Annotated in this window: 16 protein-coding genes and 2 tRNA genes; 7 read left to right on the forward strand and 11 right to left on the reverse strand. The window is 64.7% G+C overall.

Going from position 1 to position 16,213, the window contains the following annotated elements; genetic code table 11:
• Window positions 1-40: 40 nt before the first annotated feature.
• The gene (locus RH858_RS08810) at window positions 41-661 is read left to right on the forward strand and encodes a methyltransferase domain-containing protein (RefSeq protein ID WP_259533945.1); all 621 of its coding nucleotides are present in this window, start codon (window positions 41-43) and stop codon (window positions 659-661) included.
• 65 nt (window positions 662-726) lie between these two features.
• Here RH858_RS08810 and RH858_RS08815 read toward each other — a convergent pair whose 3' ends face one another.
• Complete coding sequence (locus RH858_RS08815; RefSeq protein WP_259536446.1) at window positions 727-1,209, reverse strand: type IV pilin; 483 nt, start codon at window positions 1,207-1,209, stop codon at window positions 727-729.
• A gap of 192 nt (window positions 1,210-1,401) precedes the next feature.
• Between RH858_RS08815 and RH858_RS08820 the strand changes: the two genes are divergently transcribed.
• Entirely contained in the window at window positions 1,402-1,854 is a 453-nt protein-coding gene (locus RH858_RS08820) for a hypothetical protein (protein ID WP_259533944.1), read from the forward strand.
• A gap of 26 nt (window positions 1,855-1,880) precedes the next feature.
• Here the strand turns inward: RH858_RS08820 and RH858_RS08825 are convergent, their stop codons facing one another.
• The 4 genes from RH858_RS08825 to RH858_RS08840 form a co-directional block, all read right to left on the reverse strand.
• Window positions 1,881-4,208 carry a heavy metal translocating P-type ATPase gene (locus RH858_RS08825; protein ID WP_259533943.1) on the reverse strand — a complete coding sequence of 776 codons (2,328 nt, stop codon included), beginning with the start codon at window positions 4,206-4,208 and terminating at the stop codon, window positions 1,881-1,883.
• A gap of 60 nt (window positions 4,209-4,268) precedes the next feature.
• On the reverse strand, window positions 4,269-5,243 hold the full coding sequence (locus RH858_RS08830) for a glycerophosphodiester phosphodiesterase (protein ID WP_310561631.1): 975 nt from the start codon (window positions 5,241-5,243) through the stop codon (window positions 4,269-4,271).
• 207 nt (window positions 5,244-5,450) lie between these two features.
• A complete protein-coding gene (locus RH858_RS08835) occupies window positions 5,451-6,626 on the reverse strand; it encodes a lycopene cyclase domain-containing protein (RefSeq protein WP_259533941.1) in 1,176 nt (391 codons plus the stop codon).
• Window positions 6,627-6,730: 104 nt separating this feature from the next.
• Window positions 6,731-7,429: a carbonic anhydrase gene (locus tag RH858_RS08840; RefSeq protein ID WP_259533940.1), complete on the reverse strand. Its 699-nt coding sequence runs from the start codon at window positions 7,427-7,429 to the stop codon at window positions 6,731-6,733.
• Between the two features lie 115 nt (window positions 7,430-7,544).
• Between RH858_RS08840 and RH858_RS08845 the strand changes: the two genes are divergently transcribed.
• A complete protein-coding gene (locus RH858_RS08845; RefSeq protein ID WP_259533939.1) occupies window positions 7,545-8,006 on the forward strand; it encodes a transporter in 462 nt (153 codons plus the stop codon).
• 9 nt (window positions 8,007-8,015) lie between these two features.
• On the opposite strand, the gene RH858_RS08850 is transcribed toward RH858_RS08845, so the two are convergent.
• Window positions 8,016-9,218: an MFS transporter gene (locus RH858_RS08850; protein ID WP_310561632.1), complete on the reverse strand. Its 1,203-nt coding sequence runs from the start codon at window positions 9,216-9,218 to the stop codon at window positions 8,016-8,018.
• Window positions 9,219-9,362: 144 nt separating this feature from the next.
• Between RH858_RS08850 and RH858_RS08855 the strand changes: the two genes are divergently transcribed.
• The 3 genes from RH858_RS08855 (at window position 9,363) to RH858_RS08865 (ending at window position 11,120) form a co-directional block, all read left to right on the forward strand.
• Entirely contained in the window at window positions 9,363-9,959 is a 597-nt protein-coding gene (locus RH858_RS08855; RefSeq protein ID WP_259533937.1) for a helix-turn-helix domain-containing protein, read from the forward strand.
• Window positions 9,960-10,092: 133 nt separating this feature from the next.
• A complete protein-coding gene (locus RH858_RS08860) occupies window positions 10,093-10,632 on the forward strand; it encodes a winged helix-turn-helix domain-containing protein (protein WP_310561633.1) in 540 nt (179 codons plus the stop codon).
• The gene (locus tag RH858_RS08865) at window positions 10,632-11,120 is read left to right on the forward strand and encodes a hypothetical protein (RefSeq protein ID WP_259533935.1); all 489 of its coding nucleotides are present in this window, start codon (window positions 10,632-10,634) and stop codon (window positions 11,118-11,120) included. The genes RH858_RS08860 and RH858_RS08865 overlap by 1 nt, the downstream gene beginning before the upstream one ends.
• Before the next feature lie 263 nt (window positions 11,121-11,383).
• On the opposite strand, the gene RH858_RS08870 is transcribed toward RH858_RS08865, so the two are convergent.
• From RH858_RS08870 to RH858_RS08880, 3 genes are all read right to left on the reverse strand, one after another.
• Window positions 11,384-11,457 (reverse strand) — tRNA-Phe (locus RH858_RS08870).
• A 70-nt stretch (window positions 11,458-11,527) separates the two neighbouring features.
• Complete coding sequence (locus RH858_RS08875) at window positions 11,528-11,737, reverse strand: hypothetical protein (RefSeq protein WP_259533934.1); 210 nt, start codon at window positions 11,735-11,737, stop codon at window positions 11,528-11,530.
• 179 nt (window positions 11,738-11,916) lie between these two features.
• Window positions 11,917-11,990: transfer RNA gene (locus tag RH858_RS08880), tRNA-Lys, on the reverse strand.
• Window positions 11,991-12,088: 98 nt separating this feature from the next.
• On the opposite strand from RH858_RS08880, the gene RH858_RS08885 reads away from it, so the two are divergent.
• Window positions 12,089-13,558, forward strand: coding sequence for a DHH family phosphoesterase (locus RH858_RS08885; protein WP_310561634.1), 1,470 nt, complete (start codon window positions 12,089-12,091; stop codon window positions 13,556-13,558).
• A gap of 35 nt (window positions 13,559-13,593) precedes the next feature.
• Here RH858_RS08885 and RH858_RS08890 read toward each other — a convergent pair whose 3' ends face one another.
• Both RH858_RS08890 and RH858_RS08895 read right to left on the reverse strand, forming a co-directional pair.
• A complete protein-coding gene (locus RH858_RS08890; protein WP_259533932.1) occupies window positions 13,594-13,893 on the reverse strand; it encodes a PRC-barrel domain-containing protein in 300 nt (99 codons plus the stop codon).
• Window positions 13,894-13,963: 70 nt separating this feature from the next.
• Entirely contained in the window at window positions 13,964-16,162 is a 2,199-nt protein-coding gene (locus tag RH858_RS08895) for an LUD domain-containing protein (RefSeq protein WP_310561652.1), read from the reverse strand.
• Window positions 16,163-16,213 lie beyond the last annotated feature (51 nt).

Below are 16,213 nucleotides of genomic sequence, written 5' to 3' on the forward strand. Positions count from 1 at the left end.
AAAGCTGGAGTTATACCGCCGGAAGCCCAACCAACCGGCGATGGGAATCCTCGAGGACAAAGACCGCGCGCGGCTGTTTTACAAGTACCTCTCGAAGGTGTACGACCGCGTGAATCCCTTCTTCTGGACCGAGGAGATGCGGGCGGAGGCACTGGAGTTGCTCGACATCCAGCAGGGCGACCGGGTGCTCGACGTCGGCTGTGGCACCGGGTTCGGAACCGAAGGGCTGCTCCAGTACACCGACGACGTCCACGGGCTCGATCAGAGTCGCCACCAGATGGAGAAGGCGTTCGAGAAGTTCGGCAAGCACGACCGGGTGGCGTTCTACCGTGGGGACGCCGAACGGCTCCCGTTCGTCGACGACAGCTTCGATTACGTCTGGTCGTCGGGCTCGATCGAGTACTGGCCCAATCCGGTGACCGCCCTGCGCGACTTCCGGCGCGTGGTCGAACCCGGTGGTCAGGTGCTCGTGGTGGGGCCCAACCACCCGACGAACCCGATCAAGGCACGCATCGCCGACGCGATCATGCTGTTTTACGACGAGGAGGAGGCCGACCGGATGTTCCGCGAGGCCGGCTTCACCGAGATCGACCACCACGTCATGGGGCCGCCGCGGAACCCCGACGTCGCGATTACGACCGTCGCTACCGTCCCGGAGTGAACGTCCGGAACTCGAAATCACTCCACGGATCTCACCTCAATCCCGTCCGTGGCACGGTCCCCGGTTCAGTCCCCCTCTGCGGTCGTCTCCAACGTTGCCACCGGTGTGCTCCCGACGTACACCTCGATCTCGACCAGAGAGCCGTCATCCACCGTCGGTTCGTTCGTGCCGGCTACCTCCAGCGAGGCAGACTCCCCAGCCCGCCAGGTCGGCTCCGCCGCCGGGTTGAACGGTCCCGTCGGACCGCTTTTGAACCCCTCCGCAGAGAAGAACGGTACCGGCGGCTGTCGAGCCAACTCTTCGCCGTCCACGCGAACCCGAAGCCGGAGCTCCCGCACGTCGAGTGTGTCGCCCCCCTCGTGACGTAGCTGGATTCGTCCCTCGCCCGTCGCCGATGCGGAAAGCGACGCCGATGCTGTCGATCCGAACCCGAGCTCCTCGGAGTCGGGGGACTCGGCGTCGAACCCGTCGGTCCCGAGTACGCCACTTCCCAGCGCGGCCGCGCCGACGCCGGTCGAGAGCGCGACCGCGAGGCCGACGAGCAACACCACGCCGACGGGGGCACTGGCGCGGACGCCGTTCGGATCGCGGGAAGGGGGGATCGACACGTGAACGGCTCCCGCGTCCCCGGATAAAAGTCCGAGGACGCCCGGCCGCTCGGTCGGCGCAGCTTTTTTTTCACCCCGTTCGGCGCTCGAACCGGCAGTATTTATATGTGGATTCCGCGCTTCACGCGGCGTATGCGTGACGCCCTCCCGACCGAGTTCGTTCGGTCGCACACGTCCAACAGCCGCCTTCGAGATCACGTCCGACTACCGGTGCTCGTCGGCGGCCTCCTCCAGGCGGTCCTCCTGGGGTGGTACGTCGTCAGCTACGGAACGGAGCCGGAGATATTCGCCGTCGGAACGGTCGGCCCGACCGTCGCCGCGCTGCTCACCCAACCCGACGCGGGGTGGGTCGACGCCCCGCTCGCGGGCGTGTTGGGTGGCTGTCTGTATCTGCTCGGCGTGCTCGTTTACGGGGCGTACGTCGCTTCGGGCTTCGAGTACGTCCTCGCGACGTGGATGTTCGGCGAGTACATCACTCTCGCGCTCTCCCAGGCGGTGATGCTGTTGCCGGGATTCGTCTTCTTCGGGGTCGTCGTCGGCGGGACAATCGGATGGGTGAAGCTGTTCTGGCGACGGCGGAGGTGAGCACCAGTGGACGCTGGTGATAGCGGCTACTCCCGGAAGCCGAGCAGCCGGAGCCCGTTCAGCGAGACGAGGACGGTCGACCCTTCGTGACCGACGACGGCGATCGGAAGTGGGATTCCCCGCGTGAGGATCGCCACGAGCATGATCGCGATCGCGCCGAAGGCGATCCCGAAGTTCGCGAACAGGGTCCGGCGGGTACGTCGCCCGAGACCGAAGGCGTACGGGATTCCTCCGAGATCGTCGGACATCAACACGACGTCGGCCGTCTCCAGCGCGACGTCGGTGCCGGCTCCGCCCATGCCCACCCCGAGCGTCGCCCTCGCCAGTGCCGGCGCGTCGTTCACTCCGTCTCCGACCATTGCCACCCCGTCGTGTCGTTCCACTAGCTCCTCGACGTGTTCGACTTTCTGCTCGGGCAACAGCTCGGACCGGACCTCGTCGACGCCGACGGCCTCGCCGACGTGTCGGGCCACGCGATCGTTGTCGCCGGTCAGCATGACCACGTGCTCGATGCCGAGCGCCCGGAGTCGCTCGATCGTCTCGGCGGCCGCCGGACGGATCGTGTCGGTGAATGCGAGCCAGCCGAGGACGGACATCCCGTCGTCCGACTCGCGCACGACCAGAACGCTCGTTTTCCCGTCGGCCTGGAGCGACTCCAGCGCGGTTGTCCCCTCCCGGATCCCTTCGATCGGCTCGTTCTCCAGCCTTGCGACCGGTTGCTCGGTCGATCCCGCAAGCGACGCAACGTACCGGGCGTTGCCGATGTGGATCGTCTCCCCGTCGACGCTTGCGCGGACGCCCTTGCCGGGTGTCGCTTTGAATCCCCGAGCGTCGGGTATCTCCAGATCCTGTTCCTCGGCGGCCTCGACGGTCGCCCGGGCGAGGTGGTGTTCCGATCGTCCCTGGACGGCTGCCGCAAACGACAACAGTCGGTCGTCCGTCGCCGGCGACCCGTCGACCGTCGCTCCCGACCGCGCGGTCGCGTCGGTCAGCCGGGTGTTGCCCTCGGTGAGCGTCCCAGTCTTGTCGAACGCCACCGCGTCGATAGTGGCGGCCACCTCGACGTGCTCCCCGCCTTTGAACAGGACACCCCGGCGTGCCCCCGCAGTGATCGCCGACAGGACGGCCGCGGGCGTCGAGATGATCACCGCACACGGGGACGCGGCGACCATCAGCGTCATCGCACGGTAGAAGGTGCTGTCGAACGCGTAGCCCAGCGATAGGGGGATCGCGATCGCGGCCGCGGTGAGCCCGAACACGCCCAGCACGTACGGCTGTTCGAACCGATCGATCAACCGCTGAGTCGGCGCCTTCTCGCTTTGAGCCTCCTCGACCATGTGGATCAGTCGGGCGATAGCCGACTCGTGTGCCTCCCGAGTCACCCGGACCTCGAGGCTCCCGTCGCCGTTTATCGTCCCGCCGTACACCTCCTCGCCGGGCTCTTTCGACACTGGCATCGACTCGCCGGTGAGCGACGACTGGTCGACCGCGCTCTCTCCGGACTCGACGGTGCCGTCCAGCGGGATGCGGTCGCCCGGTCGCACGAGGAACACGTCGCCGACCGACACCTCGTCGATCGGCACCGTCACCTCCTTGCCGTCCCGAAGCAGCGTCGCGGACTCCGGGCGCAGTTCCATGAGCGACTCGATCGCCCGCCGCGAGCGTCCGATCGCGTAGCCCTGCAACACGTTCGAGAGCGAAAACAGGAACAGGAGCATCGCCCCCTCGAAGGGCGCCCCGACGACCAGCGCGCCGAGCGCGGCTATCACCATCAGCAGATCGATGTCGACCGCGCGGTGCCGGAGCGTCTCGATCCCGGCCTTGAGGCCGTACCACCCGCCGAAGACGTACGCCGCCCCGTAGCTCCCCCAGACGACCGCCTGTGCAGCGTCCAGCCAGCTTCCGAGCAGCCCGACCGTCATTCCCAGGAACGTGAGCGCGACGAAAACTGTCTCTCGACGGAGTTTCGATCCGTCTACGACGTCTGTGGGATCTTCACCGGGGGAATCGATCCCGGAAGCGTCCACGTCGCGAACGGTCGCACCGTACTCCTCGGTGAGCCGTTCCAGTTCCTCGGGGGAGATGGCGTCCCCATCGTGCCTGATCCGGACGACGCCGCCGCGAGACGACGCCGAGACGTCGTACACGCCGTCGGCGCTGGCGAGCTTTCGCTCCAGCGCCAGCGCACACGACTCGCAGCTTCGTCCCGAAAGCGGATCGATCCGGATCGTACACGCTTCGAGGGAATCGATAAACTCGTCCGAAAGATCCGCGTCCGACGCGTCCGGGGCCGGCCTGCAGGGAACCGGGGCGTCCTCGGAACTGGGGGGTGACGCCCCTGGCGAATCACTCATTGACGGCTCGAAATTGGGCCGGGGTGGGCTTGAACGCGTCGCCGGATCACTCCCCTCTGCTCACCGCGAATTGCCCCAGTGGACGGCGCCCGGATAGTCCAGGAACAGTCCGTCGACGCCGACGGCGTTCAGCTGTTCGGCCTGGTGCCACGTCTCGACGGTCCAGACGTGGATCGGGAGCCCACGATCGTGTGCCTCCTCGACGAGATCGATTGGGGCGTGGCTGGTCGGATCGAAGTACGGCGTTCCGAGGATCATCCGTACGGGTGCACTCACGGCCGCCGCATCGTAGTCGTCAGTGACCGATAGTCCTTCCCGGATCGACTCCGAGAAGATGTACGCGATCGGTATCTCGGGGTCGATCTCGCGGAGCGCAAACAGTGCGCCCTCCCAGAAGGACGAACACAGAACCTCGTTGTCGTGTTCCGACAGGACGTCGACCACGGTCTCCAGCCACGCCCACTCCTCGCGTTCCCCGGGCGGATCGGCGACTCGCCCGCGTTCGACGCTCCCGGAACCGTTCTTGATGTCCACGTTGACGCCGACGTCGGCTGGAATCGTCGCCATCGCATCTGCGAGCGTCGGCACCGTATTTCCGCTCTGGAGTATCTCCGCCGAAAGAACGTCCGCCGCGGGGGTTTCGTAGATCACTCCACGGGCGTCGGTCAGTCCGCCGAGCTCCTCGTCGTGGAACACGACGATCTCGCCGTCGCTGGTCGGAACGACGTCGAGTTCGATCCAGTCTGCAGGGCGGGAGAGTTCGTCGTTGCCACGCGTTCCGGCTGCCGCCTCGAACGCGTCGATCGTGTTCTCGGGATACGTCCCCGCAAACCCCCGGTGGGCGATGGCGGTCGGCCGGTCGTCAAATTCGTAGTGGTCTGTGGCGGCGGTGACGGCATCGGAGGATCCGTCAGCCTCCTCACCGACCTCGCTTCCGTCTTCGCTCCCGTCGAGACACCCCGCCATCGCGGCGCCGGCACACGAGGCGGCGGCCAGCAATCCACGGCGGCGGAGCATGCCCGGTCCTCCGTCCATAGACTCGAAACGGGTGACTGCCACAAGTAGCCTCCGACCGGCTGCAGTTCTGGATACTCTCTCTCGTCCGGTTCGCCGAGGGGTTCGGGTTCATCACGCTGATCACGCTGTTGCCTACTACATCACCGTCCTCGATCCGTCAGACACCACGATCCTGGGAGTGACGATCGGGGCCCGGCTCATCGTCGGGCTGTAGCACCACCGGATTCACCCGTGATCCGACTCCGCAGAGAGCTTCGTTATCGTCTCGTGTAACCCGACCACGAGCGCCGGGACGACGATCATGAACAGGTGTTCCTCGATCGGGATTCCAAACAGGTCGTAGCCGGTGCGCATCCTGATCTCGAAGACCCCGACCTCGAGCGTATACCAGTCCCAGACGTACGCCACCGGGTACAGCGCCGCGATCGTTCGGGCGGCGCTCCGGAGTGCGTCGGCGTAGTACAACAGCCCGAACGCGATCGCCCCGAAGAACACCTCCGTGGCGAGATACGTGTAGGGACCGAGGGCCGTGATATCGGGGAGCGGTGTACCCGACAGCGGCCGAAACCACACCGACACGATCAACACTGCAAGGAAGACGTACGCCCCACGAACCAGCAGCATCGTCGCGAGCGTCGGTGGGGCCCGCCGTGCGACGAGGACGATCGACCCGAACGCGAGTGCCCCCGCCGGCGCCGAGGGCGGGAACAGTCCCCCGACCGTCCCCCAGAGCACCCCCACGAGTCCGAGAAACAGGAGAGAAAGTGCCAGACTTCTCGCCCGAGTCGGATTCAGCAGCACCGCGACCGTCCGTTTGTCGATCGACCGGTCGTACGCGTAGTCCTGCTCGTCGTCGATGATTTTCACTCCCGCGAGGGTTACGAGGAACACGAGTGCAAACCCCAGCGCCGGTGGCGTCACTGCAGTCGTCTGGACGTAGAACCCGCCCAGGATCGCAAGCGCGATCCCGACCGGATAGCCGAGCGTCGCCGTGACCGGATTGGTGTCGAGCTGTGGGGCGTGCAGATAGCCCAGAAACCAGACGGGGAGCGTGACAAGCGCCGCACCGATCCCGACGACGACACCGAGCAGTGCGGTACAGATCGCGAACCCGGCGGTGGCTGCGACGAGCGCGATTCGACAGCCGCGAACCGTCATCGGGTGATCGTCGTCCTCCCCGCGTCGGTAGAAGTCGACGTAGCCGTCCTTTACGTGGGCGGTGTACACCGCGAAAAACATCGCCGCCATGTGCACGGTGCCGATCCCGACCGAGAACTCGCCGGCCACGACGGCGCCGAACCACGAGGCGGCAAGCGGCGGCAGCATAAAAACGGGGTGGACCTGCGAGAGTAGCGCCCGCAGATCCGCCCGAATTCCCCTCCCGTGGCGGGCGATTGTCATGGATTGACAAAGGGCTGAATACGATTAACGCTGTTGGCACAGCGACAGGTTCGGCCGACTGTTCCCGAGCCGGCCTCCGGGGCTGGGAGCCCTTATTGCCGTCGCTACAGGAGCCGCAGGACTCGGTCGGTGAACTCCTCGTCGACCAGCTCCCGGAGGTGATCCGGCTGTGTCTCCCCGTCTGCGTTGACCAGATACGCGCGTCCCCGATCGTCGCCGTACACGCCCTGGAAGTCGTAGACGAACCCGTACACCGTCTCCTCGTCGGGGACGTCGTCGCTTTCGAGCAGGAACTGCACCTGCCTGTCGACGTTGTACTCGACGAGTTGATCGACGAGACTCGCCTCCCTGTCCGGATCGACGCGGTCGTCGGCGAGGCCGTCCTCGATGACCGGGACGAGGAGGTCGATCCACTTCGCGATCCCGGCTGCATCCCCGTCACTACCGTCGTCCGTGCGTCGAACCGCATCCAGGGCCGCAGTCACAGCCCCACAGCCGGTGTGTCCCACGACCAGAATCACTCCCGTGTCTGTGTGTGTCACCGGATACAGGACGCTGCCGTCGACGACGATGTCGCCGTCGTATCGGTCCCAAACCTGGTTACCGATCGTGCTCGGTGTAAACAGGAATCCGGGTTCGGTGACGTCCCACATCCCTTCCTGGGACACACGAGAGTCGGAACAACAGACGGAGACGGCCGCGGGCTCCTGTCCGGCTTCCACCGCCGAGAAGTGTCCGTCCGGGAGCGAGTCGACGTGGCGGGCGTTGCGCTCCAGCAGTTCCGCCAGCGTGGTTTCGGGCATGCGTGATGGTGGGGCCCCGGTTCCCTTTTACTCCTCTGGTCCCGGTGGACAACTCGTCTGCGTTACCGCAAACCGAGGCACCAACCTTGATTGTTCCTGACGCACGACTGCGGGTATGTCAGTTCTCGCTACCGCGATGGTGTTCTTGCACAACCTGTTTGCGATGCTCTGGGTCGGAACCGTCCTCTTTTTCTCCTACGCTGTGCTTTCGTCGGGTCGCGGCGGGGCTCTCGGCCGTGAACCGCTGGAGGATCTCCTCGGCGGGTTGACGACAGTGACGCGGGTGAGCGCGCTGGTGCTGTTGCTCTCGGGGATCCTCATGGGTCTGAATCTGTACACAGTCGACCGGTTACTCGGAACGACGGACGGGTGGCTGGTGATCGGGAAAGTCGTCCTGTGGGTCGCGCTCGCGGGAGCGGTCGAGGCCGGGGCCGGGAAACTCGAAAGTGAACTCGACGGAGGACAGGTGAGCGATTCGGTGGAAGCCACGGCGACCCTGTTTTACGTCGCCTCGGCGATCGCAGTCCTGTCGGCGCTTTTCGTCGCGCTGCTCGCGACCGGCGTCCCCCTGCAATGACTGGTAATTTCAGACTTCCGGCATCCGGAGCGTCAGCAGGATGACGACCACCATGATGGCACCGAGGAGGAGATACCCCTCGTCGAAGTAGCCGCGATCCGCGATCGCGCCGAACACGACCGGTCCTGCCGCCCCGAGTGTCGCTGCAGTCGTGCGGACAATCCCCAGTCCGGTCCCGCGCATGTCGTCGGCGAACAGCTCACTGAGATACGACTGCGTGATCGCGCCGGTCCCGAGCATGGTGCTGACGAGGGCGGTGATGCCGACGAGGGGCCAGAAGCCGTCGACGGCCGGCAGGAGGAACAGCCCGAACACCGGGCCGACGAGCGCGACTGCGAGGGAGGTCCGCATGCCGACCCGGTCGTACGCCGAGCCAGCAAGCGGCTTGACCACGACGCCGAACGCGAAAAACAGTCCGAAGAGCCCGCCCGCAAGCGAGGGGGACAGCCCCTTCTGTTCTGCGAGATACGTCGGGTAAAACGCCGAGAACGTCTGCCAGATGAAGATGAACAGGAACAGCACGACCGTCATGAAGATCAACGCCGGATCGTTCAACTCTCCGAGGACGTATCGCGCTCGCTCCCTCGAGAGGCCCTCGCCGTCTGATTCCTGTGGGGTGGGATTCGGCAGCGTGATCCAGAGCACGAGGGCCGAAAGGAGGAGAAACGGGATCACGAAGGCGAATCCGACCTGCCAGGCGAGCGCGGCCGCCAGAACCCCTGCAAGCGGAGGCAGAACCGTCTGTCCGAGGTCTCCCGTTGCCATCGTGACACCGAGCGCGCTGCCGAGCCGGTCCGGATAGATCTCCGTGAGGATGGTGATCCGGGCGATCGGATACAGCGACAGTCCCAGTCCGACGAGTCCGGTCGCAGCAAAGAGCACGCTCGCGGTCGGTGCGAACACGACGGCTACCAGCGCGCCCGAAACGACGAGCGTGCTCGAGACCATTACGGAGCGCTCACTGAACCGGTCTGCGAGCATTCCGCTCGGGAGCTGTCCGATCGCAGAGCCCAGCCAGATGACGGTGACGAGCAGGCCCGCAGTCGCGAGATCCAGATCGAAGCTTCGCCGGAGCGACGGGAGCAACACCGGATAGATCATCCGCGTGCCGATCAACAGCCCCCACCCGACTGCGATCGGGACGAGCAGCTTTCCCTTGCCTCTCCCTAGCAGCGCGCTTGCTTCCCGTTTGATGGATGCGACGATCTCCATTCAGAACGTTCCGTATCGTGGTTTCGAGAGGGCCGGGATACTGTTTTTGCAACCGTACGGCGTTACCGATTTTTCGACCGTCTCCGTCCTGCTGACGAGGTCTCCACGAAAACCTTTTGCTCGTTGTGGCCGACGGTATACAGAATGGTCTCCCTCGACGTCGGAACGAACGGGACGGAACGCCCGAGACTGTACGAGTGTTCGGAGTGTACCGCGACACTGATCGCTTCCCGGGATCCCGACGGTGTGGTCTGTTGTGGGGAGCCGATGACGCGGGTCGACCGCGTCTCCACCCCGCTTCAGGATCCGGATCTCGAAGCCGTTCTCGAGGAGGTCCTCGGCCTCTCGCGGAACACCATCGTCGTCTGCATTTACGTCATGGAGCGCGGCCCGACGACGGTTCCGGAGATCGCCGAAGACGTGGGGTTAAGCGAGAGCGCGGTGTCGACGAAGCTCACGCACCTCGTCGAGGCGGGGATCCTCGAGCGGTCACAGCGCAACCTCACGAACGGCGGTTCGGTGAACGTTTACACGGCGGTGTCTGCAGAAACCCAGCGTCGGATCTACCGGCGGGGGCTGTACCAGTGGTTCCGGGAGGCGATCGAACTGATCGACGAGTTCGACCTCGAGGAACTCAAAGAACGGTATCGGAAAGAGGAGTCCGAGACGGAGACGGATACGGAAACGGAGCTGTCGTCGGTCTACTGGGACTCCGACTCGAGTGTGTCGTCTTCGGATTGAATCAGCTCTGCGATTCCGAGTGACGCAAACAGCGGTCCGTTCGACGAAACGACGGGTGTTTCGAGCCGGTTCCTGTTTCAATTATTTGAAAACTACTAAATTATTTGAGTTAGCGGGCTGTAGACAGCTACAGATGGTCGAATCGAATCCGGGCTCGTGGACGGAGAGTACGAGCGGTCGCGAGCGCGTCCGGCACGTCGTGGAACTGCTGGACAAACCAACGCCGGTGCAGGAGATCGCCGACCAGGCAGATGTCTCTCGCGCGACAGCCGACGATGAACTTCAGCGACTGGAGAGTGACGACTGGGTCACTGAGACGACTGTCGACGGGACGAAGGCGTACGACCTGAATCCGGTGCGGATGCTCTTCGACGAGGTAACGGACCTGATCGAGACCCACTCGCGTGACAAGCTGGAGAGCCGACTTACGGAGCTAAAAGAGGAACAAGAAGAGTTGGTGTCGGAGCACGACGTCAGTTCACTTGGCGAGTTCCGGCAGCAACTCGCCGCCGATGAGTTCTCGGCAGCGGAACTCCGTGAGCGTCGCAATGTGATCGCCACGTGGGAAACGATCAACACGGAACTCGGGCTCGTGAGGCACGCCCTCCAACTGTATGACGACGTTATCGAACTCTCGTCAACGCGGACGGACTCTCCCTCGACACTCGCCTGATGGTCATTTTCCTCGCTAACCGGGCGAACCTGCAGAGCAAGCGGCTCCACGACCGTATCCAGAACCGCCTCAGCGGAGCGTTCGAGAGCGTTCATCGACGACGTGCTGAACCGCGTGAAGCAGGCCCGTACCGGGTCGTCGCTGAGGTAGACCCACGCCAATTCCTCGGTGATGACGACTACCCGGTGACGGCCGCGCGGGTTGAGATAGGGTTTCAACTGCAGACTGGGGAGCCACACGAGTACTATTGGTTCAACTGGATCGAGCCAGATCGAAGTCTGCTATTGGACTGTCATCAGGACGACACGCACGACGACCTTGGGCCAGTTCATCTGCAGGTGAACGACGGCGCGACACCCGTCGCCCACGAACCAGCGCAGTTCATCGACTCACATCCGCTGGATGTCGTCGAGCGCAGACTCAGCTCGCTTCGAGACGCGATCCTCGCGGTCGAGTGGGAGCAGGGACGGCCCGTCGGACTTGATTAGGCCCATATTTTACTGCATTCTGGGCGACACCAGAAGTCAGGTCGTCGCTCGTGGCCGGTGAGTTGGTTCCGAGAAACTCTGGCAAATCACCTGCGCTCCACCGCAGGCATTTGAACCGTGAGTATGATGCCGCCTCCCGGATTTGAACCTCGCCGAGACGGTCCTGCTCGGCCTGTGGCCTGCGCGGGCTGCGCCTCGTCTGGTTCAAATCGCGGTCGGCGTCAGTTTCTACACCCGCTCGCTACGCTCGCGGGTTTGAAACATGCCGCCTCCCGGATTTGAACCGGGGACAGCTCGATCTTCAGTCGAGTGCTCTCCCAGTCTGAGCTAAGGCGGCGTGCATCCTACCCAAGGCCGATTCGGGACAAAAGGATTTCGAAAGCCGGCAACCAGATCCGGCCGACGACTCACTCCGACACCGCGTGCCAGATCCCCAGCGAAATGAAATACACCGCCACGAACGCCCCGAAACCCACCAAGAATCCAGAAAACGCCGGATCTCCGGGAGTGACGGTTCCAGTTTCGATCACGATCGCCACGGCGACGACGAACACGAGCACCGAGAAGAGCCCCGAAACGGTGTACACGCCAGCGTCTGTTCGGAGCCACTCCAGCATGGCTTGCTCGACGGGACTCCGAAGGAAAACGATGTCGCCGACGTCGGTCTTTTATAAGCGGGCCGGGAGGGATTTGAACCGAAACCGGACGTGCTCGCTCACTCCGTTCGCTGCGCGCGACTGGGAGGATTCAAATCCCTCCGTAGCCGCTTCGCTCCTCCCTTCGGTCGTCGCAGAAGCGGGCCGGGAGGGATTTGAACCCCCGACCGACGGATTAAGAGTCCGTCGCTCTCCCTAACTGAGCTACCGGCCCTCGAATCCGGATAACACAGGGGGCGGTAAAGGGATTTCCATTCCCGACCGACTGCGAACGAGTGGCGTTAAGTGTCGTGCCGGAGAAAGAGGATCGTAATGAGCGCTGCCGGAATCGGCTCCTCGCGGTCGACGTACGCCATTTTGGGCTGCGGGAGCGTCGGACACGCAGTCGCCGAATCACTTGTGGAGGACGGCGAGGACGTCCTCCTGCTCGACTGGGACGAATCCCGGGTCGAAGCGCTTCGCGATCAGGACCTCAACGCGCGAGTACAGGACATAAGCGACCCCGAAGTCGCGGAGGTCGTCTCCGATCGCGACATCGTGCTCGTGCTCGCCTCCGACGTCGAGGTGAACAAGGCGGCCGTCTCGGCGATCCGCAATCGGGGTGGCGACCAGTATCTCGTCGTCCGCGCCTCGGATCCGATCAGCGAGGACGAACTCCACGAACTCGGTGCCGACGTCGTCATCAACCCCTCGACGGTGATCGCCGACTCCGCGCTTCGGAGCCTCGAAACCGGGGAACTCGAGTACAAAGCCCGCCAGCTCGCGGAGATCTTCACCGAGTCGGCCGGTCGGATGGCGATCCTCATCCAGGACACGCCGGATCCGGACGCGATCGCCTCCGGGACGGCGCTGCGGGCGATCGCCGAGGCCTACGACGTGGAGGCCGACATCGTCTACGACGGCGAGATCGGGCACCAGGAGAACCGGGCGTTCGTCAACCTGCTTGGGATCGAGCTGCTCTCGCGCGAGGAGGCTGGCCCGATCGACGAGTACGACACCGTCGCGCTGGTCGACTACGCGAGCGCCGAACGGGACGCCGCCGGCGCTCCGGAGTTCCCGGCGGTTGACGTCTATCTCGATCACGTCGAGCCGGAAGAGGAACTCGACGCCAGGTTCGCGGACGTCCGAACGAACGTCTCCTCGACGTCGACGGTGTTGACGAAGTATCTCCAGGAGTTCAACCTCTCCCCCTCGGAGACGGTCGCGACCGCGCTTTTGTACGGCATCCGCGCGGAGACGCTCGACTTCAAGCGCGACACTACGCCCGCAGATCTCACCGCGGCGGCGTATCTCCACCCGTTTGCCAACCACGACACCCTCGAACAGGTGGAGTCGCCGTCGATGAGCCCGGAGACGCTGGACGTGCTCGCGGAGGCGATCCAGAACCGCCAGGTCCAGGGATCACACCTGTTCTCCTCGGCGGGCTTCATCCGGGATCGGGAGGCGCTCACCCAGGCGGCGCAACATCTCCTGAACCTTGAGGGGATCACGACGACGGCCGTACTCGGAATTGCCGACGAACGGATCTACCTCGCGGCGCGCTCGAAGGACATCCGGATCAACATCGGCCGGGTCCTCGAGGACGCGTTCTCGGAGATGGGCGAGGCCGCCGGCCACTCCACGCAGGGCAACGTGGAGATCCCGCTGGGCATCTTCCAGGGGATCGAATCCAGCGGGGAGAACCGCGACACCCTGTTGCAACTCACCGAGGAGGCGGTCCGGCGCCGGCTGTTCGACGCGATGGGCGTGGAAGGAACGGGCGAAGGCGGGAACGGTTCCTGAACGGCAGCGGTTCTCCGCCGGGCGAGAGCAGGCGATCAGGCGACGACTTCCTCGTCCTCGGAGGAGTCGTCGTCGGTTTTCATCCGCTCGACGACGTCGTTTACGAGCACGACGTCCCCGACCGACCGAACCCACCGGTACGGGACCAACACGCCCTTTCCGGGGTCGACCTGCGTCGAGAACAGCTCCCTGTTTATCTCCCCGACGGCGAGTCCGGTCACGACTTCCTGGTCCAGGTTGAGCCTGACGTCCTCGATTTCGCCGACGAACACGCCGTTGTTCGAGTACACCTCGCGGCCCACGAGTGTGGTGATCTCCTGTGAATCGCCGTTCATGCTCCGAACGTGGTGTGCCCGGCTAATAAGCGTTCGTTGTCGGCAGACGCCCGTCGGACGCGCGGACAGTCTACTGGGGGTCCGGCGCCACCACCTCGACGGCGTGGCGACTCTCCCGCGGCAGCAGCGACTCGAGCTGCTTGTGACAGGAGGTCCCGCTGTCGACGACTGTCCGTCTCCGCGTGTCGGCTGCCGTGAACTGGTCTTTCAGCGTCTCGCCGACGTCCATACTCAGCTCGTAATACTCCGTCTTGTAGCCGAACGAACCGGCCATCCCGCAGCACTCGACGTCCGACGTGACGACGTCGTAGCCGAGCTCCTCGAGCAGCGCCACCGTGAACTCCGCTTTCCGGATCGTCCTCTGCTGGCAGTTGGGATGATACGCCACCTCTCGGGACCGATCGTCGGCGGGCGATCGCAGCACCTCGAGACCCGGCCCGCCGTCTTCGGACGCCAGTTCGAGGAGGTACTCCATCACGTCGTAGCTGTTTTCGGAAAGCCGTCGAAACGACTGTTCGGGGAGCAGCTTCCCGTACTCACTCTTGAACATTGCCAGATCGCTCGGCTCGATCACGACGACGTCGCGGTCGGCGTCGAGATGCAACGCTAGCCCGGAGTAGACGTCCTCGGCGTGCTCGCGGGCGGTCGCGATCATCCCCTGCGAGAGGGGCGCCCGCCCCGTCGACCGGACGTCGGGGATCACGACCTCTGCGCCAAGCGCCTCCAGCGCCCGCACTGCGGCTTTCCCCCGCTCGACCTGCATCGTGTTCGTGTACAGGTCCGGATACAGCACGACCTGCGTTCTCGGCGCCGACACCTTCGGCCCCCGGTCGTCGTACCACTTCTTGAGGGTCATCCGCTGGAAGGTGGGCAACTCACGCCGCCGGTCGACACCGAAGACGCGCTCCATGACCCGACGACTGACCGACAGGTCGGCCAGCCAGTTCGAGACTGGCGCCAGCGCGCTCCCGAGCCCCGCGAACGTCTCGAAGTTGCCGAACAGACGCTTCTGGACGTCCATCCCGCCCGGTTCCTCGTCCGGGACCAGCCCCTCGACCAGCCAGTCGGCGTTGCTGTCGGCCTGGCGGTTGATCCGGTCGCGAACGACGGTGTTGATCCACGGGATGTCGATCTTCACCGGACAGGCGTTCACACACCGGCTACAGCTCGTACAGAGGTCGTTGAACTCGCTGGCGACGTCCAGGCCTTCGATCCCGGCTTCCCAGCCGGTCGCGATGCCGCCGGAGTACGTCTCCCCGCCGAAGACGTGGCCCCCGACGCTCTGGAAGTTCCCACAGGAGTTCGAACACGCCGAACACCGGATACAGTACAGCGTCTCCTTGAGATCCTCGTCCTGGCGCATCGCGAGCCGGCCGTTGTCGATCAACACCAGGTGGAACTCGCGGTCGGGGTTGTCGCCGGCGCCGATCCCCTCGTGATCGCCAGCGAGCGCGGCCCCACCGTCCTCGAAGTCCGGCACCGGTGAGGTACCCGGCGGCGTCAAAAGCGAAATGTAGGAGGTGATGTCCTGTCCGGTTCCCGACCGACCGATGAGCTCGACGAACGGCGAGAGATCCTCGACCCGCGGGATCACCTTCTCTACGCCCGCGACCGCGATGTGGGTGTCCGGGACGACGGCCGATTTCCGGGCGTTGCCCTCGCTTGTCACCAGTGCGATCGTCCCCGAATCGGCAGTGATGAAGTTCGCACCCGTCATCCCGACGTCGGCCCCCTCGATCAACTCGCCCAGCCGATCGCGGGCGAACTTCGTGAGTTCCTCGGCGGTCTCCAGCTCCTCGTCGGGATCGAACACCTCGTTGAACAGCTCGGCGATCTCCGCTCTGGATTTGTGGATCGCGGGCGCGACGATGTGGGACGGCGCCTCGTCGGCCACCTGCAGCACCCACTCCCCGAGGTCGGTTTCGACGACTTCGACGCCGTCGGCTTCCAGCGCCTCGTTCACCTCGATCTCCTCGGTTGTCATCGACTTCGACTTCACCAGCCGCTCGGCGTCCTTCTCGGCGACGACCTCCCGGATGTAGCGGTTCGCGTCCGCGGCGTCGTCGGCGAGATACACCGTGCCGCCGTTCTCCTCGACAGTTTCTTCGAGCAGGTCGAGGAGTTCGGGCAGTCGCTCGATCGCGTCCTCCTTGATCTCGCGGGCCTCCGATTTGAGCTCTTCGTAGGCTGCGAGGTCGGCGACCGAGTCGTACCGCCCCTGGTTGAATCCACGGGTGTTCTCCGCGACGGCGGCGCCCTCCGACTCCATGATCTCGCGGATCCGGGCGGCCTTCCTCGCCCGTTTGGATCCTCGGTTCCC

The organism is Halalkaliarchaeum sp. AArc-GB, assembly GCF_031432225.1.
Lineage (GTDB): Archaea > Halobacteriota > Halobacteria > Halobacteriales > Haloferacaceae > Halalkaliarchaeum.